13 protein-coding genes are annotated in these 19,371 nt (G+C 41.2%); 6 read left to right on the forward strand and 7 right to left on the reverse strand.

Annotated elements, in window-relative coordinates; all coding sequences use genetic code 11:
* Nucleotides 1–3: 3 nt before the first annotated feature.
* Entirely contained in the window at nucleotides 4–3,942 is a 3,939-nt protein-coding gene (locus tag JWQ34_RS11840) for a Pls/PosA family non-ribosomal peptide synthetase (protein WP_299357480.1), read from the forward strand.
* Between the two features lie 83 nt (nucleotides 3,943–4,025).
* On the opposite strand, the gene JWQ34_RS11845 is transcribed toward JWQ34_RS11840, so the two are convergent.
* Entirely contained in the window at nucleotides 4,026–4,871 is an 846-nt protein-coding gene (locus tag JWQ34_RS11845) for a transglutaminase family protein (RefSeq protein ID WP_299357481.1), read from the reverse strand.
* A gap of 10 nt (nucleotides 4,872–4,881) precedes the next feature.
* Nucleotides 4,882–5,691, reverse strand: coding sequence for a peptidase (locus tag JWQ34_RS11850; RefSeq protein WP_299357482.1), 810 nt, complete (start codon nucleotides 5,689–5,691; stop codon nucleotides 4,882–4,884).
* 78 nt (nucleotides 5,692–5,769) lie between these two features.
* Here JWQ34_RS11850 and JWQ34_RS11855 point away from each other — a divergent pair, with 78 nt between their 5' ends.
* The 4 genes from JWQ34_RS11855 to JWQ34_RS11870 all read left to right on the forward strand — a co-directional run bounded on the left by JWQ34_RS11855 (nucleotide 5,770) and on the right by JWQ34_RS11870 (nucleotide 9,157).
* Nucleotides 5,770–7,032 (forward strand): BamA/TamA family outer membrane protein, encoded by a 1,263-nt coding sequence (locus JWQ34_RS11855; RefSeq protein WP_299357483.1) that lies wholly within the window; start codon nucleotides 5,770–5,772, stop codon nucleotides 7,030–7,032.
* 99 nt (nucleotides 7,033–7,131) lie between these two features.
* Entirely contained in the window at nucleotides 7,132–8,487 is a 1,356-nt protein-coding gene (locus tag JWQ34_RS11860; protein WP_299357484.1) for a HAMP domain-containing sensor histidine kinase, read from the forward strand.
* A gap of 1 nt (nucleotide 8,488) precedes the next feature.
* Complete coding sequence (locus JWQ34_RS11865) at nucleotides 8,489–8,881, forward strand: group III truncated hemoglobin (RefSeq protein ID WP_299357485.1); 393 nt, start codon at nucleotides 8,489–8,491, stop codon at nucleotides 8,879–8,881.
* 3 nt (nucleotides 8,882–8,884) lie between these two features.
* On the forward strand, nucleotides 8,885–9,157 hold the full coding sequence (locus JWQ34_RS11870; RefSeq protein WP_299357486.1) for a UBP-type zinc finger domain-containing protein: 273 nt from the start codon (nucleotides 8,885–8,887) through the stop codon (nucleotides 9,155–9,157).
* Nucleotides 9,158–9,607: 450 nt separating this feature from the next.
* Here the strand turns inward: JWQ34_RS11870 and JWQ34_RS11875 are convergent, their stop codons facing one another.
* The 4 genes from JWQ34_RS11875 to JWQ34_RS11890 form a co-directional block, all read right to left on the reverse strand.
* Nucleotides 9,608–10,756, reverse strand: coding sequence for a DUF6515 family protein (locus JWQ34_RS11875; RefSeq protein ID WP_299357487.1), 1,149 nt, complete (start codon nucleotides 10,754–10,756; stop codon nucleotides 9,608–9,610).
* Nucleotides 10,757–11,002: 246 nt separating this feature from the next.
* Entirely contained in the window at nucleotides 11,003–14,668 is a 3,666-nt protein-coding gene (locus JWQ34_RS11880; protein WP_299357488.1) for a CheR family methyltransferase, read from the reverse strand.
* A 173-nt stretch (nucleotides 14,669–14,841) separates the two neighbouring features.
* Nucleotides 14,842–15,375, reverse strand: a complete 534-nt coding sequence (locus JWQ34_RS11885; RefSeq protein WP_299357489.1) for an ester cyclase — start codon at nucleotides 15,373–15,375, stop codon at nucleotides 14,842–14,844.
* Between the two features lie 127 nt (nucleotides 15,376–15,502).
* Nucleotides 15,503–15,922, reverse strand: a complete 420-nt coding sequence (locus JWQ34_RS11890) for a hypothetical protein (protein WP_299357490.1) — start codon at nucleotides 15,920–15,922, stop codon at nucleotides 15,503–15,505.
* A 228-nt stretch (nucleotides 15,923–16,150) separates the two neighbouring features.
* Between JWQ34_RS11890 and JWQ34_RS11895 the strand changes: the two genes are divergently transcribed.
* Nucleotides 16,151–18,400: a PAS domain-containing sensor histidine kinase gene (locus tag JWQ34_RS11895; RefSeq protein WP_299357492.1), complete on the forward strand. Its 2,250-nt coding sequence runs from the start codon at nucleotides 16,151–16,153 to the stop codon at nucleotides 18,398–18,400.
* On the opposite strand, the gene JWQ34_RS11900 is transcribed toward JWQ34_RS11895, so the two are convergent.
* Complete coding sequence (locus JWQ34_RS11900; protein ID WP_299357493.1) at nucleotides 18,397–19,218, reverse strand: hypothetical protein; 822 nt, start codon at nucleotides 19,216–19,218, stop codon at nucleotides 18,397–18,399. The genes JWQ34_RS11895 and JWQ34_RS11900 overlap by 4 nt on opposite strands.
* Nucleotides 19,219–19,371: the final 153 nt, after the last annotated feature.

The following is a 19,371-nucleotide window of genomic DNA, read 5'->3' on the forward strand; positions in this document are numbered from 1 at the left end:
AATATGAATTCACTGAGTATTGTACTCGGAGCTGACCGCCCTGATCTTATCCGCCAGGAAACACTGGCAACATTATTTTCTGGATCGGCTGCAAAGTATCCGGATAAAACCGCCTTAATTTTTCATAACCAAAGCTTAACCTACGCCGAACTTGACCGCTGGAGTAACGCCGTTGCTCAGTATCTAAATAAAAAAGGGATTGCCCGTAACAGTAAAGTAGGGGTATGGTGGCAACGTGGTTTAGAGCTGCATGTAGCCATTTTGGGCATAGTAAAATCGGGCGCCACGTATGTGCCGGTTGACAGGGAGATACCCGCCGAGCGTGTGGAACTAATACTAGATGAAGTAGGCGCTGATGGGATATTCAGCTTACAAAAATTAAACTCGCCTTGCCCCCGGTTATTAGTACCGCCAATGCCAGCCCCATACGAGCATATTAAAGTAGCCCAAGGCCCACAGCCAAATGATTGTGCTTATGTGCTTTATACATCGGGCAGTACAGGTAAGCCTAAAGGCATACCTATAAGCCAAAAGCAAATTTGCCACTTGGTACGGTCAGAGCAGGTTGTTTTTGATATTAAAGAAACGGACAAAGTTTACCAGGGGTTTTCAGTATCGTTTGATATGTGGTGCGAAGAAACCTGGATAAGTTACTTTGCCGGCGCTACCATTTGGGTGGCCGATAATACCACATCAAAAGCTATTGATGAGTTGGGCGATGTAATAAAAAATGAAAAGATAACCATACTGCACGCCGTACCCAGCTTATTGGCGGTGATGGATGATAGCGAAAACTCGTTACGCCTGGTAAACGCAGGGGGTGAGGCCTGCACACCGCAGGTATTAGCTAAATGGGCGCGCCCCGGTATTGATTTTTATAATAGTTATGGCCCAACAGAAACTACGGTTACCGCTACAATAGCCTTGCTAAAAGCAGGCGATAAAATTATAATCGGCGACCCCTTGCCTAACTATAACCTTGCTGTAGTTGATAAAGATTTAAACCTGGTGCTAATAGGCGAAGAAGGCGAGCTGGTAATTACCGGCCCCGGAGTTGCCACAGGCTATGTGAAATTGCCTGAGCTGACCAAGCAAAAATTTGTACCCAAACCCAGATCGCTTGATGTTTTACCCGGCGATATGGTTTATCGTACCGGCGATGCCGCGGTTATAAACCCCGATGGCAGCGTTGACTTGCGCGGCCGTTTTGACGACCAGATAAAGCTGCGTGGTTTCCGTATTGAGCTGGGCGAGATAGAGGTAAGGTTAAATAATATAACCGGCGTTGCATCGGCAGTAGTTGCTGTAAAAAAAGATGGCAACGGGCAGGATCAATTGGTAGGATACGTGGTGATGGACGGCATTAATGAGATAGAAGAAAACCTGTTCCGCATTGAGTTGGCTAAAACATTGCCTACTTACATGGTGCCCGGCACTATTGTTAAAATTGATGAAATGCCCCGTATGCCAAGCGGTAAAATAAACCGCAAGGCCTTGCCGGTGCCTGAGTCATTTACCGCCATAAGCAATAATCCGCAAAACGCCATTGACCTTAACGCCCCGGCGGCTGACAGGATACTGGCTACGTTGCGCGGGATCTTCCCGAATAAAGAGATCACACCCGAGATGGACTTTTTTGACGACCTGGGCGGACACTCTTTATTAGCGGCAGGTTTTGTATCGCAGCTACGGCGCGATGCCAATTTACCCGGTGCTTCGTTAAAAGATATTTATATCAATAGGCCGCTTAGTAATTTAATATCCGTTTGGGAGCAACAACCCGAAGTTAAACCCAAACACAAAAAAGCTTATAACAAAGTACCATTACATCGTTACTTATTGTGCTGGTCGGCGCAAACAGTTTCATTATTGTTGATCTATGGATTGTTTGCCTTCCAGATATTTATCCCGTACCTGGGTTATTATTACGTAGACCAGGAAACCGAGAATGTGCTTTACGCTATCATCACATCGCTGGTGCTATTCTCCTTTATCCCGCCAATATTTACCATACTTTCTATTGGTGCCAAATGGCTGGTGATTGGTAAAATTAAAGAGGGCGATTATCCTTTATGGGGCAGCTATTATTTTAGATGGTGGTTTGTAAAAAGTATGCAGCGCTTGTTGCCGGCCCAGTTTTTAAACGGCACGCCGCTTTACCCGCTTTATTTACAATGGCTGGGGATGAAGGTGGCACCCAACGCCCAGATAAGCGATTTTAGCTTTGGCGCCGAGGATTTAATCACCATTGGTAGTGATGTAAGCCTAAGCTCGCAAACTAACTTAAATAATGCTTTTGTAGAGAACGGTTTGCTTAAACTGCGCCGCATACATTTGGGTGATCATGCTTATATAGGCAGCAGCGCTATCATATCAGGCGATAGCCATATTGAAGCCTGGGGCGAGTTGCAGGACCTGAGCTTTTTGCCCGCAGGTAAAACTATTAAATCAGGCGAAGTTTGGCAGGGTAGTCCGGCTCAGTTAAAAGAAACTAAAAACATTGAGGATCTTCCGCATCCTGTAGCCGTATCAACCTTTATCCGCAGAAAGTATAAGCTGATATTTATTGCCTGTATGATGATATTTCCATTCATCATTTTATTGCCGTTGCTGCCAACCATCATCACCATAAACCGGATGGATAACGCCGCACCCGATTATAACTTTAATTATATGGTGCACATACCCGTGCTGGCCTTGCTGTACATACTGCTCTTTACTTTTGAAACTGTACTACTTACCCGCTTATTACAGCGCGGCATAAAACCGGGCAAGTACTCGGTTTATAGCATGTTTTATGTACGTAAGTGGTTTGCAGATCAGCTAATGTCATTAAGCTTGATTGTAATGCACCCTATATATGCTACCATTTATGTGGCAACTTATTTTAGGCTGCTGGGTGCCAAAATTGGCAAAAACACCGAGATCTCAACCGCAAGTAGTGTTACGCATCCGCTATTGGAAATTGGCGATGGTGCTTTTGTGGCCGATGCGGTTACTTTAGGCGAAGCCGATATCCGCGCGCAGCAATTGATATTGAGTAAAACTACTATCGGCAATAAAAGCTTTGTGGGTAACAGTGCATTGATCCCGCAAGGGTATAACTTAAACAGTGATATGCTGATAGGTGTGCTATCCACTCCACCTGATGAGCAGCAACAGGCCAATAGTACCGCCAGGGATTGGTTTGGTTCGCCGGCTATACCGTTGCCGCGCAGGCAGGAAAGTACGCCGTTTGGTGAAGAGCTAACCATTCGCCCCAATAATTACCGCAAGTTTGCCCGTGGGCTTGTTGAGTTTATACGTATTATATTACCCGAGAGCGCAATTATTTGCTTCTCTATATTTTTCATCGCTTACGCGCATGATCTGTTGATTGATGATCCGTTATGGAAGATCATTCTATTGTTCCCATTCTACTATTTATTTTTTATGGGGATACCATCGTTTTTGTTGACGTTAGTGTTAAAGTGGGTATTTATAGGCAAATACAAGGCTCAACAAAAACCTATGTGGAGCTGGGCCGTATGGAAAAGCGAAGCCGTTACATCTACTTACGAAGCATTGGCTATTCCGTTTTTGCTGGATTACCTGCAAGGCACCCCTTGGCTGCCGTATATAATGCGCCTGATGGGTGTTAAAATTGGCAAACGGGTTTGGATGAACACGACCGACATTACCGAATTTGATATGGTAACGATTGCCGATGATGCCGCCCTTAACCAGGATTGCGGCCCGCAAACTCACTTATTTGAAGATAGGGTGATGAAAACAGGCACCGTTAAAATAGGGGCAAGGAGCAGCATTGGTGCCGGTACCATTATTTTATATGATAGTGAATTAGGCGATGATACCCGCATTGAAGCACTATCATTAGTTATGAAAGGCGAGCGCCTGTCACCTGGAACAGATTGGATAGGCAGCCCGGTTAAACCGGCGTAAGCCCCCTCTAAATCTCCCGCGGTAGGGGAGACTTTAAATAAGCTATTCAAAAGCCCTCCCTGCCGGGGAGGGTTGGAAGGGGCTTACAAATACGCTATTCCCATATAATCAATATGTCCATACATCAAAGGCTCAAAACCTTCTTCGGCCAGTTCGCAGCTTACTACCATTGATGTAAAATCGGCTTCGCCGAAGATGTTGGCTATGGCGGTGTCGGCGGCATCACGGCCGGTGGCTATTTTTACCATGCCGTTTAGTGGTACCAGTTTGGTGGCATCAAACAATATCCATTCGCCGTTTAAATAAGCCTCAAAGCAGGCATGGAAATCCGGCGGAGTTAATTGATAAGCGTAACCTGTAAAATAACGCGCGGGTATGGTTAAGGCGCGACAAAGCGCTATGCCCAAATGCGCGAAATCACGGCATACACCCTGCTGCTCGGTAACAGTATCAAACGCCGATGTTTCTGAATTGGTTGATCCGCTTAGGTATTGTACGTTGCGGTATATCCAGTCGGTAAGGGCTATTACTTTGGTAAACGGGTTAACAATATGCCCAAACATATTATGCGCCAGCCTATACAATTTATCCGATTGGCAATAGCGACTTGGATATAGATAGGGAAGTATATTATGGTCAAACTGCGCTACCGGTGTTTCGTATTGGCCCTCGTAGTTGACAGTTTTATAGCAATTATCAACGGTTGCTTTATAAGTAACTTTTATTGTGCCAAATTTACTAACCTCAAACCTAACCATGCGATTCTCGCCATTTGCAGATATTAGTTCTTCGGTTTTAATGTATGGGTCAATAATAAACTCTTCACTTAATACGGTTTGATGCGGGGTGCGTAAAGCATTGATGTTTAATATCAATGTACTCGCCGACCTCACTTGATATTCCATTTCGGTGAATACATTGAATTTCATAGGGTATGTTTTAAGTTAGTTTATCAAATGCGACATTCATCCAATCCTCGGATACATGTTCTAATGCTGCCTTTAGTTCTTCGGCCCATTGGGTAGAGATATTTTCAAGGTCTTTTTTCTCGTAGCGTTGCTCGATAATGTTAAAGCTGTCTTTTTTATAAATGGCCACATCTATCGGAAAATCTACATTGTTCGAGCTTACACGGGTAGAGTCGAACGATAAAAACCCAACCTTTAGCGCCAGCTTTAAACTCGAATCTTCATTTAAGGTACGGTTTAAAATAGGCTTTCCATGGCCGGAGTTACCTATGATGATAAATGGAGCGCCCTGCCCAAGCTCCACCCAGTTTCCCTCCGGGTATAGCAAAAATAGTTTATGCTCATCGTCATCTTTTAACTGCCCGCCAATTATGCTATGCAAATCAAAATTAAAGCCGGCTTTTTCTAATGATTCCTTATCCTCTTTAACTACTCTTTTAACCTGCTCGCCAAAGGCGTTTACAGCTTTGTATAGCTTATTATATTCTGTTGTTTCTAATAACTCGGTAAAATAAACAATGGCCTTATCCCTGGTTGATCGCAGGCCGCTTGTCATGATAAAAAGCGAAAATCCGTCTTTTTGTTCTATCGAAATTTTCTTTTTTACAGTAGTATCTGTTCCTGATGTAATACGTGTATCGGCAATTGCAAGCAGGCCCTCTTTAACCTTTATTCCCAGGCAGTAAGTCATATCAACAATAAATATTTGTGGTTGGCAAAGTAAATAAATAATGACTAGTAACGGGTAATAAATATCTAAAAATGTTAAGCGTAAATTCATGGGGTATAGATCAAAATAATTAATTTAGCTTTGTACACGCCATTATTTACATCTAATTTGAATATGGTTACTTATTAAATGAGGCTACCTTATACTTTTTGCGGTTTGCTAATTGCGCTATTGTTTAGCCAACGGCTTTACGCCCAACAAAATAAAAATATACCCCTTACTAAAATATATACAGACACATCGGCCAAAAAAACAAAAAAGGACACAACGGTACTGTCGTCCAAAGGCACCCCTCAAAAAGATCTATACGAAATAATAGGACAGGCTTTCCATAAAAACGCCGCCCCGGCTGATGATTCTATCACATCAAAACCAGTAATTTCCATTGTCCCGGCAATTGGATACACGCTGGTATCAAAGCTGGCAATTGTATTATCGGGCAATGTGGCTTTCCGTACCGGGCCAAAATCGCGCGTATCAACTATTGTGGCCAGTACGTCATACACAGAAAATAAGCAGTTTAGTGTCCCGCTGCAAAGCAGTATCTGGAGCAAAAACAACAAATACAATTACATTGGCGATTACCGTTATTACAAATATCCACAAAGTACCTTTGGATTAGGCAGCGGCTCGAACATGGTTAACGAGAACCCGATGGATTATAATTTTATACGTTTTTATGAAACCGTTTACCGGCATATCGGTGGTGATTTTTATGCAGGTATAGGGTATATGTTTGACGATCATTATAATGTATCCGATAAAGGCAATATCAACGGCACGGTGTCTGATTATGCCTTGTATGGTAAAACATCACGCTCCATCGCATCGGGGTTTACGTTCAGCACTTTTTTTGATTCGAGGGATAATGTGATTAATCCGTCAAAAGGTGGTTTTGCATCCTTGCAATATCGCAGCAGCATACCGGCTATGGGCAGCACCAGCAAATGGCATTCGGTAATGGTTGATGTGCGAAAGTATTTTAAGTTCCCGGCCAGTTCTGATAATGTAATAGCCTTGTGGAGTTTCGACTGGATCATACTAAATGGTAATCCATCCTACTTAGATCTGCCAAGTGTATCGTGGGATTCAAACTCGGCAACGGGCAGGGGATATATACAAGGAAGATTTCGCGGCGCGCAAATGATCTATGGTGAGGCCGAGTACAGGTTCAGGATATCGGCAAACGGATTAATTGGCGGTGTTGTATTCGCCAATGCCGAATCGTTCTCGGCCGCGCAGGGTACCAGGTTGCAATCTATACAGCCTGCTTTTGGACCGGGGCTGCGCATAAAATTAAACAAGGTGTCAAAAACCAGCATTTCGTTTGATTATGGTTTCGGTACGCAGGGATCAAAGGGTTTATTTATTGATGTGGGTGAAGCATTTTAACTATGAGTTTACTTGTATATACAATTTAAAGAAATATCAATACACGTTGAGGAATATTATTAACAGATTCTGTATATTAGCTATGCCAAATAATTAAGGATGACGGTTTACTTTTTCACAAGGATCAATCAGGCGAGCCGAGCGGCTTTTAGGAGTTACTGCACCCGTCAAAACCTAAGAACTGTAAAAACCATCAGTTTAATTTACTTCCTTATTAATTTAAGCATACGTATACTGGGTACTTTTACCAACCTGCCTTTTAACAATATTAACCATGCTGACGAGTTGTCGCGGGCAAACATGATATCGACTTTAATTAGTCCATTATTTTACTTCGCCGCTGTATTGCTCCTTAACTATTATGAACGTAACCGGTTATTAACCAAATTAGGTCATGTGCTAGTAATACTGTTTGCCATGTTTGTAATAACCAATGGTATGCGGGTTACTTTTTTTGCTATGCACAACCCGCGCAATACACTGGTTATGTATTTGGCGGCATTAATGCTTGCCGGCGTGTTTTTCACAATCGAGTATTATGAAACCCTTATAATTGCAGTGGTAACCAGCGTTATTTTTATGTTGGTGATACCCACTTATCAGCCTGATTTTAGCGAGCAGTTGCTAAATAATGTGGTGTCGTTTGTGTTGCTAATCCTGTATTTTTGTATTTCGCGCTACCTGTTCTCGTACCGTGCCGATAACTATTTAAAACTAAAAGCTATCGAGGAAAAGAATATAGAAATTGAAACAGGCAGCCGTTTAAAAAACGAAATACTGGGTATTGTGGCTCATGATCTGCGTAACCCGTTAACGGCAATTTACACGTTGGCTATGATGATGAAGGACGACAGCACTATTAATGCCGAAAACCAGGAAAACCTGCAAATGATAAAAGCATCGTGCGATAAGGCTACCTCTATAATTAATGACCTGATAGAGACCGCTCATAACGATAAAGAAAATGTTTTTGATATTGTAGAGGTGGAGCTTAACCAATATCTGCTTAAAATAGTTGACGAGTGGGTTAAGAATAAAACCGACCACACAAATATATTATATTACGGTACGGACACGCCCATTTATACCCATATTAATATGGAGAAAATGCAACGGGTTATGGATAACCTCATCAGCAACGCCATTAAGTTTTCGGGCGAGAGTGAACGAGTTGAGGTAAAGCTGCACAATGCCGATGGACAGATATTTATTGATGTGAAAGATTTTGGTATGGGCATACCCGATCGTCTGCTGCCTTATATTTTCGATCGCTTCTCTCGCGCCAGCCGCAGGGGGATAAGAGGAGAGGAATCTGTAGGGTTGGGATTGAGTATTGTTAAGCAGATAGTTGAAAAACACGGCGGTAATATTAGTGTCACCAGTGCCGAAAAACTGGGAACAACGTTTACTATCCACATGACACCTGTTAGAAGTAACACCAAAGCACGCCAATAACATGCAGCAACAGACACAGATATTAACGCTGGCCGATATAAAAATACTGGTTGATGCTTTTTACGACAGGATAGGGACAGACGAGTTGTTGGCCCCCATATTTAATGAGCGCATACAGGACAAGTGGCCCATCCATTTAGAAAAAATGTACCGCTTTTGGCAAACAGTTTTGCTGGATGAGCATACTTACTTTGGCAGCCCATTTGCGCCGCATGCACAATTGCCTGTTAGTCATGAACACTTTGCTACCTGGCTGGCGCTGTTTAATAAAACTGTTGACGAACTGTTTACCGGCTTAAAAGCCGAAGAAGCAAAATGGCGCGCCGCTAAAATGGCCGAGTTGTTTGAAGCCAAAATAACCCACGCCCGCACTAACCCCTTTAATATTTTATAGCTGATGGAAAACGAACCAACTTGCAAGCACCTGCAGCAAATAACAACCATTATACAGCCAAAAGATTATGTATGCGAAGAGTGCATTAAAACAGGCGATGACTGGATGCACTTGCGCACCTGCCAAACCTGCGGCGTTACGTTATGCTGCGATAGTTCGCCAAATAAACATGCCACCCAACATTATCATGCCACCCAACACCCGGTAGTAATATCTGCCGAGCCTGGCGAGCAATGGCTATGGTGCTTTAAGGATGAAACGTTTGGAGAGTATTAGACTGATAATGTAACTGCGAGTATAGTGGACACATTTTTTAGCTAATTCAATGCCCCGGTAAGGGGCTTTTTTGTTATAAGCTAATACTCGCTGTTGTTGGTGTTATAGCAATAAAAACAGATCTTGTGGTGGTGCTTGTTTGGCAGTACCCTAATCCAAAGCCTTATTTAGCTGTGAGCGGTGAAACAAAAAAGCGTGTTTTATGGTTTTAAAATCAATGAAATACAAGTGTTTGATGATCAGTAGTATATTTATACTTTACACATAAAAACCCTGACGTATAGGTTGTTTCATTTTGTTTCATCAGGTTTTTGTAAATAGCTTATTTTAAATAGGTTGAGTCAAAATAGTGTTTCATCTGTTTCACTTGTTTCATGTTTTTGTGAAACAAAACAGGGCGGGTACTGATAAAGTGCCCGCCCTGCATTAAAGTAATTTATATCCTTATTATTAGTTACCCGGATTGTCATCAGGCGTGCCCATAACTTTATAGGCTTTTTTGCCATTCTGATCTTGAGTTTCCTGGTAATAAAAATCATCAGGCGATACATAGTAGGTTTGGCCATTGATCTTTATTTTACGGCTGTCAGATGGCAGGCTGTAAAACAGGTCGCCAATCTCAGGCATCGCAACTGCTTGCTGGTTGCCACTGTTGTTATTTTGCCTTCCCACATATCCGTCGTTTTGCGGCGCGTAACCGTTATCCTGGTTAGAGTAAGTATCTAACTGCCCATCTTTACCGGCAACCTGGTAAACAACGCTGCCATCGTCCTTAGTTACCGGGGTATAGTAAACACCGTTAGCTTCGTAGTATTGCTGGCCGTTTATAGTAATTGCCTGCGCGTTGCTTGGCAAAGTATTAACCGCTGCACCTATAGGTGGCTCAACTACTGTATATTGGTTGTTATCATATTGGTAAAAATAACCGCCGCTGTAGTAAAACTGTGCATCGCCCCAATAAAATGGATAGTAGCCATAGGGCAATACACCTAAACCAAAGCCCAAACGGGGGTAATATAAGCTGCTATAAAAGCCACGATTGTAAAAATAACCACCGCGATTGCTCCATGGGCTATAACGATAACCGTAACTACGGCCACCACTATAACCACGGCTAGTATAACCACCGGGATAGTAACGGCCTCCTCTTGAATATCCACCGTTAAAATTGCTGCCTACACCACCTCTTCTAAAGGTTAAACCGTTATTGCCACCAACCGACCCGCCCCTGTAAGCGGAAGACGGACTGCCGAACGCATTACTGCGCAACGATCTTTGAGGAGAGCTGAAGCTGTTGCTACTTTGTCCCCTTGAAAAACCGCCGCTATAACTTTGACGGGGCGAACTAAAGCTGCTACTACGGCCACCGCCCGAAAATCCACCGCCACGAGAAAAACCGCTACCGCCGCCACCGTGACTAAAGCTTCCGCCACCGCCGCCGCCACCGTGACTAAAGCTTCCGCCGCCGCCTGAATTGCCACCGCCACCACCACCACCTGAATGTCCACCACCTCGTTGAGCATTAGCAGGAACAGCTAAAGACAAACATAAAAAGCCGCTTAAAACTGTTAACATTAAATACTGATATATCCTTTTCATAATATTATTTTTATAATTCTACAGCTTATTTAGTACTGTTATTATTATAGACTAAAAAATCGCAAACGGTTTAATGCCTGCAATAAATATATAGCAAGAAGTAATCCAACTTTACCAATTGTTGACAAAACTAACTTATTCGTCAGCAATGAGAGTTGTATTTCATCATAGACATCTTACAGTTAGAAAGGACTAATTGAGTTATAGTATTTATAAAGATAAAAAAAGAAAAACGTGACTGATCAACTATTTGCTAGCCGGAATAGTAAACCAAAATGTAGAGCCTTCGCCGGGAGTGCTTTCAATACCTATATACCCATCGTGCCGCCTAACAATCTCTGCCGAGATATAAAGACCCAGGCCCAGGCCCGAATATTTTTGTGAAGTATCATCAACCCGGAAAAACCTGTCGAACAAGAAAGGTATCTTATCATTAGGGATACCGATGCCAAAATCAGTAATAGAAACTTTTACTTCGTTAGTACCACCGGATACATTAATTACAACCTTTTCGCCATCGGGCGAATATTTAACAGCATTGGATATTAAGTTGATAATCACCTGCTCTAATCGATTCCTATCTGCATAAATGTCAATAAGTTTTTCGCCTTCAATAATTAGTTGATGTTTGTCAGACTGTACTTGCAGGTCTTCGCAACATTCCGTTATCAGTTCATCCAGTATAAAGCGGGTTTTCTTTAGTTCAAGCTTACCAGCTTGTATTTTGGTAACTTCAAGCAGATCTTTTATCAACTCAATTAGCTTGTCAACCTGTTTAATGCCTTTTTGCACAAAACCGTGTGCCGGTTTCATTTCTTCGGTTCTAGAGGTTATGCGCTCTATCATCTGCAACGCGGCTTTAAGACTGGTAATAGGCGTTTTTAACTCATGGCTGGCAATACTGATAAATTCGTCTTTTTTACGTAGTAAATCTCTCGTAGCTTCGTCTATTAGTTTCTGAACGGTAATATCCAACAAGGTGCCAATAAACCTTATAGCAATACCTTCTTCATTAAAATATGCGCGGCCCTTAGCCTTGAGCCATTTAGGTTTGCCATTAATAGGTATGGTACGAAACTCCAGGTCAAACTCGCCCGAGTCTTTGTCACCCAATGCTTCTGCTATACTGGTTTGTACGCGCTCAACATCATCGGCATGTATTAATTCAAAAAACGATGCGATATCAACCGTACGCGACGGTGGTAGGTCAAACATTTCTTTACAACGCTTATCCCAAATTAGCTCTCTTATCTGCGGGTCATAATCCCAGGTACCCAGCCCTGCCGAATCTACCGCGAATTTTAAACGTTCCTTGCTTTCGCTTAGTAAGCGTTCTACTTCTGCCAATCCGTCTTCAATTTTACGTTTAGCAGTAATATCTTCAATAGCCAGCAGTATTAATTTTTCGCCATTAATATTGTCAATTTCGCGGGCATTAAGGCACATTATACGTTTTCCTATCGCCGGGAATATCTGCGTAACCTCAACGTCTGCCAATGCTTTTTTAGCCGGCAATACACTCTCCAACAATTCCCTAAGCTGCGGTATATCCCATTGGCGATTACCTAACTCATATATTAAAGCGCCTTCTGTCTCTTCTTCGGTTAGTTTAAATTTAGTATAGAAACCACCTGTGGCACGTTTTACACGCAAGTCTTCATCCAATATAATTAATGGATCGCGGATGGTGCTAACAATACCCTCTGCATATAAACGGGTATTGTTTAATTGATCGTTACGATCCAATAGTTCTTTATTCACTATGATAATCTCTTCGTTAGTGCTTTGCAGCTCTTCTTTTGAGGTTTCCAGTTCTTCGTTAAGGCTTTGTAGTTCTTCACCACCCGATAACAATTCTTCGTTAGCGCTTTGCAATTCTTCGTTGGCAGTTTCCTGTTCTTCGGATACGATACGCATATCTGCCCTGGTTTGTATCAGCTCTCTTTCCAACTGCTCAATACGTAATTCAGAAGCGCTATGATTCATATCTTCGGTTAACGAAGTTGTTTCGAAAATAGCTTGCTGAATCCCTGTTGATGATGCAGATTGGAAAATGACCAGGTAATGTTCTTCTGCTGTTTCTTTAAGTTTTAAAACTTGTATGTTAACAAAGTGCTGCAAGTTATTAATCTTAAAAAACATACCAAACTTACGCACCGGCAAGTTTGTTTTTTTAGCCGTATGCAGCATATTGCGCAACTCGAAACCTAAACCTTCGCGCGCCATTTTTAACAAATTAAAGCTTGGTTTACCGGTAGGGGGGGTTAACCAGGTTTCTGTTGAACCGCGAAACTGTACAACGTCAAATTTGTCATTTACCAATACACTAGCAGGCATAAAATTAGCCAACATAGCTTCATCAGCTATTTTAAAAATATCGTTACTAGAGTTTTCTTTCTGAATGTTTTTATCAATTTCACGAAATGTTTGTTCCCTGCCGGGCGAGCTAACCGTCATAAACCTGCCTAACGGGCCCTTTCTGTGGTATAGTTTTTCGGTACTATTATATGGGGTGAAAATATCAGTGCTGGTACCAATAGTTTCTGATTTGCCCAGCATCAGGTAACCACCCTTATTAAGAGAATAATTAAAGGTAGTTAGGGCCCTTTTTTGTAAAACAGGCTCCAGATATATCATTACATTGCGGCAACTCACCAGGTCTATCTTTGAAAATGGCGGGTCTTTTAATAAATTATGATGGGCAAATACGCACATATCGCGTATGATTTTATTTACCTGGTAGCTGCCGTCTAGTTTGGTAAAAAATTGTTGCAGCCGTGAAGGCGATACTCCTGTTAATTCTGTTTGGCGGTAAATGCCGGTACGGGCTTTGGCAATGGCTGTTTCAGAAATATCAGTAGCAAATATTTGTATTTTTATAGCCGCAGCTTTGTCGCCAAGTTGTTCTTGCAGGCATATAGCCACAGAGTAAGCTTCTTCGCCGGTAGCGCAGCCGGCTATCCATATTCTTAATGGCTCAACATCGGTTTTACTATTTAATAAAACCGGGAATATATCCTTACATAAAACATCAAAGCTTTGAGGATCACGAAAAAAGTTGGTGACCGATATTAGCATATCGTTATACAAAGCATCCTGCTCTAATTTATTTTCGCGCAGATAGAGCAGGTAATCAACAGGCCTTTCTATTTTATTAAGTGCCATACGCCTAATAATACGGCGCTTTAGGGTGCTTTTTTTATAATAAGTAAAATCAACACCGCGGCGCACACGCAGTACGGTTAATATTTGTTTAAACGTTTCGTTATCCTGCTGGGGGAGCGTGTTTGATATTTCTACGGATGTATAAGCTGTAAAAGGATGATTAATATCTATAAGGTGTCGGGCAATTTGCTCGGGCGGTAATACAAAGTCTACTACCCCGGCCTGTACAGCGCTCCTGGGCATGCTATCAAATGCTGCCGAACCTTCGTCCTGGGCAAAAGTTAAACCACCATATGACTTTATTACTTGTAAACCCACTGTACCATCACTCAAAGCGCCGGATAACACAATGCCAACGGCATAACTCTGGTGTACCACACCTAATGAAGAAAAGAAAAGATCAATAGTATTACCTTTTTTATTTTTCTTATCTAAAGGCGCCAGTTTTAAAATGCCATCAGTGGTAGTTACTATTTTATTTTGGGGGATAATATATAGATTATCAGGCTCTAAATGTATGTTATCCGTAATTTGCTGAACAGGGAATGGGGTTACTTTTTGAAGTATCTCCGGCAAAGTACTTTCGTGGGTAGGGCTTAAATGTTGTATAAAAACAAATGCCATACCCGGTTTAGCAGGCAGCGCCTTTAAAAATGAGCACACAGCTTCCAAACCGCCTGCAGAGGCACCAATGCCAACAACCGGAAACTGATTTGATGAAATTTTTTCTTTTATTGCTTTCGCCATTATGAATAACAATAAGCAATATGCCTGAATGTCAACTTGCTACTATAGTAAGATATTAAGATGAAAGATTGTTTTTAAAGATAGGCTTATTAAACAACTTAAATTCACAAAAAAAATAAAAAAAGCAGGTAAGTAATCAACTTATCTGCCTTTTTTATAGATATTGAATAAAACTACTTTTTCTTCGTAGTCAACGGTACACCCAATTGGTACATAGCCGAAATATTTGATTGTATACTACTATGCGAAGTTATTTTGCCATCCTTATTAAATGTAAAGATATCTACATCAGGGCTTTTAAATGATTTGCCGGTGGCTTTCATTTTCATGAATTGGTTTTTAAAAGTACCACCCCAAATACCGGTTATTATTACCGTATCACCTTCTGCAACGGCATGCAATTTCTCGCCCTTAAAATCAGGGAATGAGGCAAAAAACTGTTTCAGATTTATTTTCAGTGAATCAACGTTCTTAATGGGTTTGGAAGATCCTTCACCATATTCAACAAAATCAGTTGCATAGTCTTTAAACGCGCCATCTACATCACCTTTATTAAAAGCAAGATCTGAGTTTAAAGCAGTTTGTTTGTTTTTAGCTAAGGTGGTAGCTGTACTATCGCCTGTTTTAGCAGTTGTTCCTGTCTTACTATTGCAGGCAGAAAGGAAAAGAGCAGCAACCGCGGCTGCACCAAGGATAATTTTTTTCATGTTGTTGTATGTTTAGTTTATATAAAGATATAAATAATAAAACGCTACAATACAACAACTTACCCGGCTTTTTTATTAAAAAAGCCGGCATGTTTTTATGCCGGCTAATTCATATTTTTTTAAAATGTTATACTTCCTTATAAGCTGATATATGGCTTGTTTTTATACTTAATAAAAATGATTTACCAACGCTTATTTTTATAGCTTTATCCTGTAACATGGCTTTGATCAAGTCATCTGTTTTCAGGGCCTCATACAGATCGCGCGCTACGGCTGATCCGCTGATGTTGTTGGTTACTTTACCGTTTTCCATTGTGATGTTAAACGTGTAGCCTGATTTGCCGCGGTCACCGGCCGATTCAAAATCTGTAATGTTTAATTTAAAGCTTTGCTCTGAGGTAAGGCTTCTTTTAAGATGCAAGCGTATTACCGGTATGTATCTTCTCCAGGTTGTTAAATATTTTCTTTCTTCCATGCGTGGGTGGTAAAGGTAGGCTTTAATGGTGATGTATTTGTCGTATGCACGTTTTATATCTGGTGAGTGCATACGTATACAGCATATACATCCATAGGAATCCTTTAGACTGGCATCCTAATGACTATCGGGATGCCAGTTGCTGTAGTAAAAGGTTGGTTTTATAAATATAAAAAATAAACCATGTAATTAATGTTACCTTTACCATACCTACCTAAAAAAGAATACGCTTTAAGCCGTTAATTTATCAAGCCCATAAATGTATTTGGCAATGCTAAATCAATACTTTTTAAGTAAATTATGGAAAAGAAAATTTCGGATCAACTAGTAATTGCCAACAAAGAACTTGCTTTTCAAAACAAGGAGAGGGAAAACCGTGCTGCAGAATTGGTGATTGCCAATAAAGAGCTAGCGTTTCAAAATCGCGAAAAGGAGAATCGTGCTGCCGAATTGGTTGTAGCTAACCGGGAGCTTGCTTTTCAGAACAGTGAGAAAAAAAGCCGCGCCGCCGAATTGGCGTTAGCTAATAAAGAGCTGGCTTTTCAAAACGAGGAGAAAAAAAACCGTGCGGCCGAACTGGCGGTAGCTAATAAAGAACTTGCTTTTCAAAATGAAGAGAAAAAAAGTCGGGCTGCCGAGCTAGCGGTTGCTAATAAAGAATTAGCTTTTCAGATCGAAGAAAAGAGAAACCGCGCTGCCGAATTGGTCACGGCCAATGTAGAACTCGCGCTGCAAAAAGTAGGCGAAACTAATCGCGCCGCCGAATTGGTAATAGCCAATAAAGAACTAGCTTTTCAGAATAAAGAAAAAGAAAATCGCGCGGCCGAACTGGCTATCGCTAATACTGAACTTGTTTTTCAAAATAACGAGAAAGAAAACCGGGCCGCCGAATTGGTTATAGCTAATAATGAATTGGTTTTTCAAAACGGCGAGAAAGAAAGCCGGGCCGCCGAATTGCTGATAGCTAATGTTGAGCTTGCTTTTCAGAATGGGGAGAAAGAAAACCGTGCAGCCGAGCTGTTGATAGCTAATATAGAGCTTGCTTTTCAAAACGAAGAAAAGGAGAACCGTGCGGCCGAACTAATTATTGCTAATAAAGAGCTGGTTTTTCAAAACGGCGAGAAAGAAAACCGGGCCGCCGAATTGTTGATAGCTAACGTTGAGCTTGCTTTTCAGAATGGGGAGAAAGAAAACCGTGCTGCCGAGCTGTTGATAGCTAACATAGAGCTTGCTTTTCAAAACGAAGAAAAGGAGAACCGTGCGGCCGAACTAATTGTTGCTAATAAAGAGCTGGTTATACAAAACGAAGAGAAAGAAAAGAGGGCAGAGGATCTGGCTGTATTAACGGCCGAATTAAATGTACAGCAGGAAGAGCTAAGACAAGCTAACGATGAACTGAATGAAAAAACACACTTACTTATTAAGCAGGAAGAAAAAGTTAGGGTAATAAACCAGGACCTTACGCTGTTAAACCAGGAGTTGGAAGAACGGGTAGCAAACCGTACAAAAGCGCTGGCCGAAAGCGAAACCCAGTTTAGAAACATGATGGAAACCATCCCCCAGATAGCGTGGACAAATACTTTTGCGGGAGAAGTTATATTTTATAACCAGCGCTGGTATGATTATACCGGGCTAACTAATGAGCAAACTAAAACATGGGGATGGCGTAAAATAATCCACCCCGAGGATCTGCAATATACGCTGGAACAGTTTAGAAAAATAAGAAACAGCATTGATGGCGGCGAGTTTCAGATACGCCTTAAAAATGACGAGGGTATTTACAGATGGCACCTAAGCCGCCTGATGCCTATTAACAATGAGGATGGCGAAACTTTGCTATGGGTTGGCACAGCAACTGATATTCATGAATTGCGATTATTACAGCAGCAAAAGGATGATTTTATAAGTATTGCCAGCCATGAGCTTAAAACGCCGATAACTACGTTGAAAGCATCGTTACAGCTTTTAAACCGTATGAAAGATAATCCTACTCATACAATGCTGCCAAATTTGATAGCGCAATCCAACAAAAGTTTAGATAAGGTAACCGTTTTAATTGAAGATCTGTTAAATGCCACCAAGGTTAACGAAGGGCAAATACAGTTAAACAAAACAAAATTCGTCCTATCAGAAATGATAGAGGAATGCTGTGGTTATATCCGCATAGAGGGTTTGTATGACATTGTTACCGAAGGGGACATGAAACTAAAGGTTTACGCGGATGCTGACAGGATGAACCAGGTGATCATCAATTTTGTAAATAATGCCATTAAATATGCTCCGGAAACAAAAATTATTAAGGTGCATATTGAAAAGATAGATAATATGGCCAAAGTGTCTGTAACAGATGAGGGGCCAGGCATTACACAAGATAAATTAGATCATTTGTTTGACAGGTATTATCGCGTTCAAACACATGGCATTCAAGGTTCGGGCCTTGGGCTTGGGCTTTACATCTGTGCCGAGATCATCAAAAAGCATGACGGCCAAATAGGGGTCGACAGCCAATTAGGCAAGGGCAGTACCTTTTGGTTTATGTTGCCTGTTTAATTAATTCCCCATTTTTCTATCGCTAGCTTTACATCGGTTTTGTCATCAGCAATCAGCATTGCGCCAATTCTTTCATAAACCGGATTTTTAGCGTTATTTATAACAGGCTCGGTTGGTGGTATTTTACCGCCAAAGTCTTTCAGCATATCCCAGTTTAGTTTAAAGTTAAGCGTTATGCTTTTTTTGGTGGCAGGCAACGTGCAGTTAAATACATCATAATTTGCTTTGTTTTTAGATACTAAGCTTTGGTTAACCATAACCGGTGCGTCATCATCAACCCTTAATTTCCTCATGATCAAATACTCCTGATTAATAGAGTTTACTACAAATTCATCCTTAATATCCATAGCTAAGTACGAAGCGTCTAAATGATCATATTTAATATAAAAAGACCATAAGCAAAGATCTTTCAGGGCTGATTGTATGGTCTTGTTATCAGGATAAAGTTTTAATGATTCCCATGCAATAGCAAAGCCGTTTTTAAAATCGTGCTGGTATGCGTAATTGTTTATCAATCGCAAATAAGTCATTTCTTTAGTATGGTTCATGTTATTGCTATTCAGCATAATCGACTTTTTAAAATACCAGGCCGCCGAGTCAAGGTTGTTGGCAGACTGATAAATACTGCCCAAAAAATGATACGAGCCAAAAAAGGCGGGTTCTTTATTAATGGAAATTAAAAAGTTCTGTTTGGCATTAACCCTGTCAGAAGCCATAATTTGTTTCAGGCCGGTCATAAACTCAGCAGGTGGGGCCTGGCTAAATGCGTTAAAACTAAGCGTAAGTGTTAATGCCAGGATCAAATATTTATATCGCATATTATAAGGTTTAGTGAAAAGCTAAATATCAATATTTAATTTATAATATACCACATGTCGCATCTGTTTTTACTTGAGGGTTATCAATTGATGCAGATATACTTATGTAACGGAAAAATTGCAAATTTCAATTTTATAAAAAGCCATTTTTAC

The organism is Mucilaginibacter sp. (genome assembly GCF_028288185.1).
In the GTDB taxonomy this organism is placed as follows: Bacteria; Bacteroidota; Bacteroidia; order Sphingobacteriales; family Sphingobacteriaceae; genus Mucilaginibacter.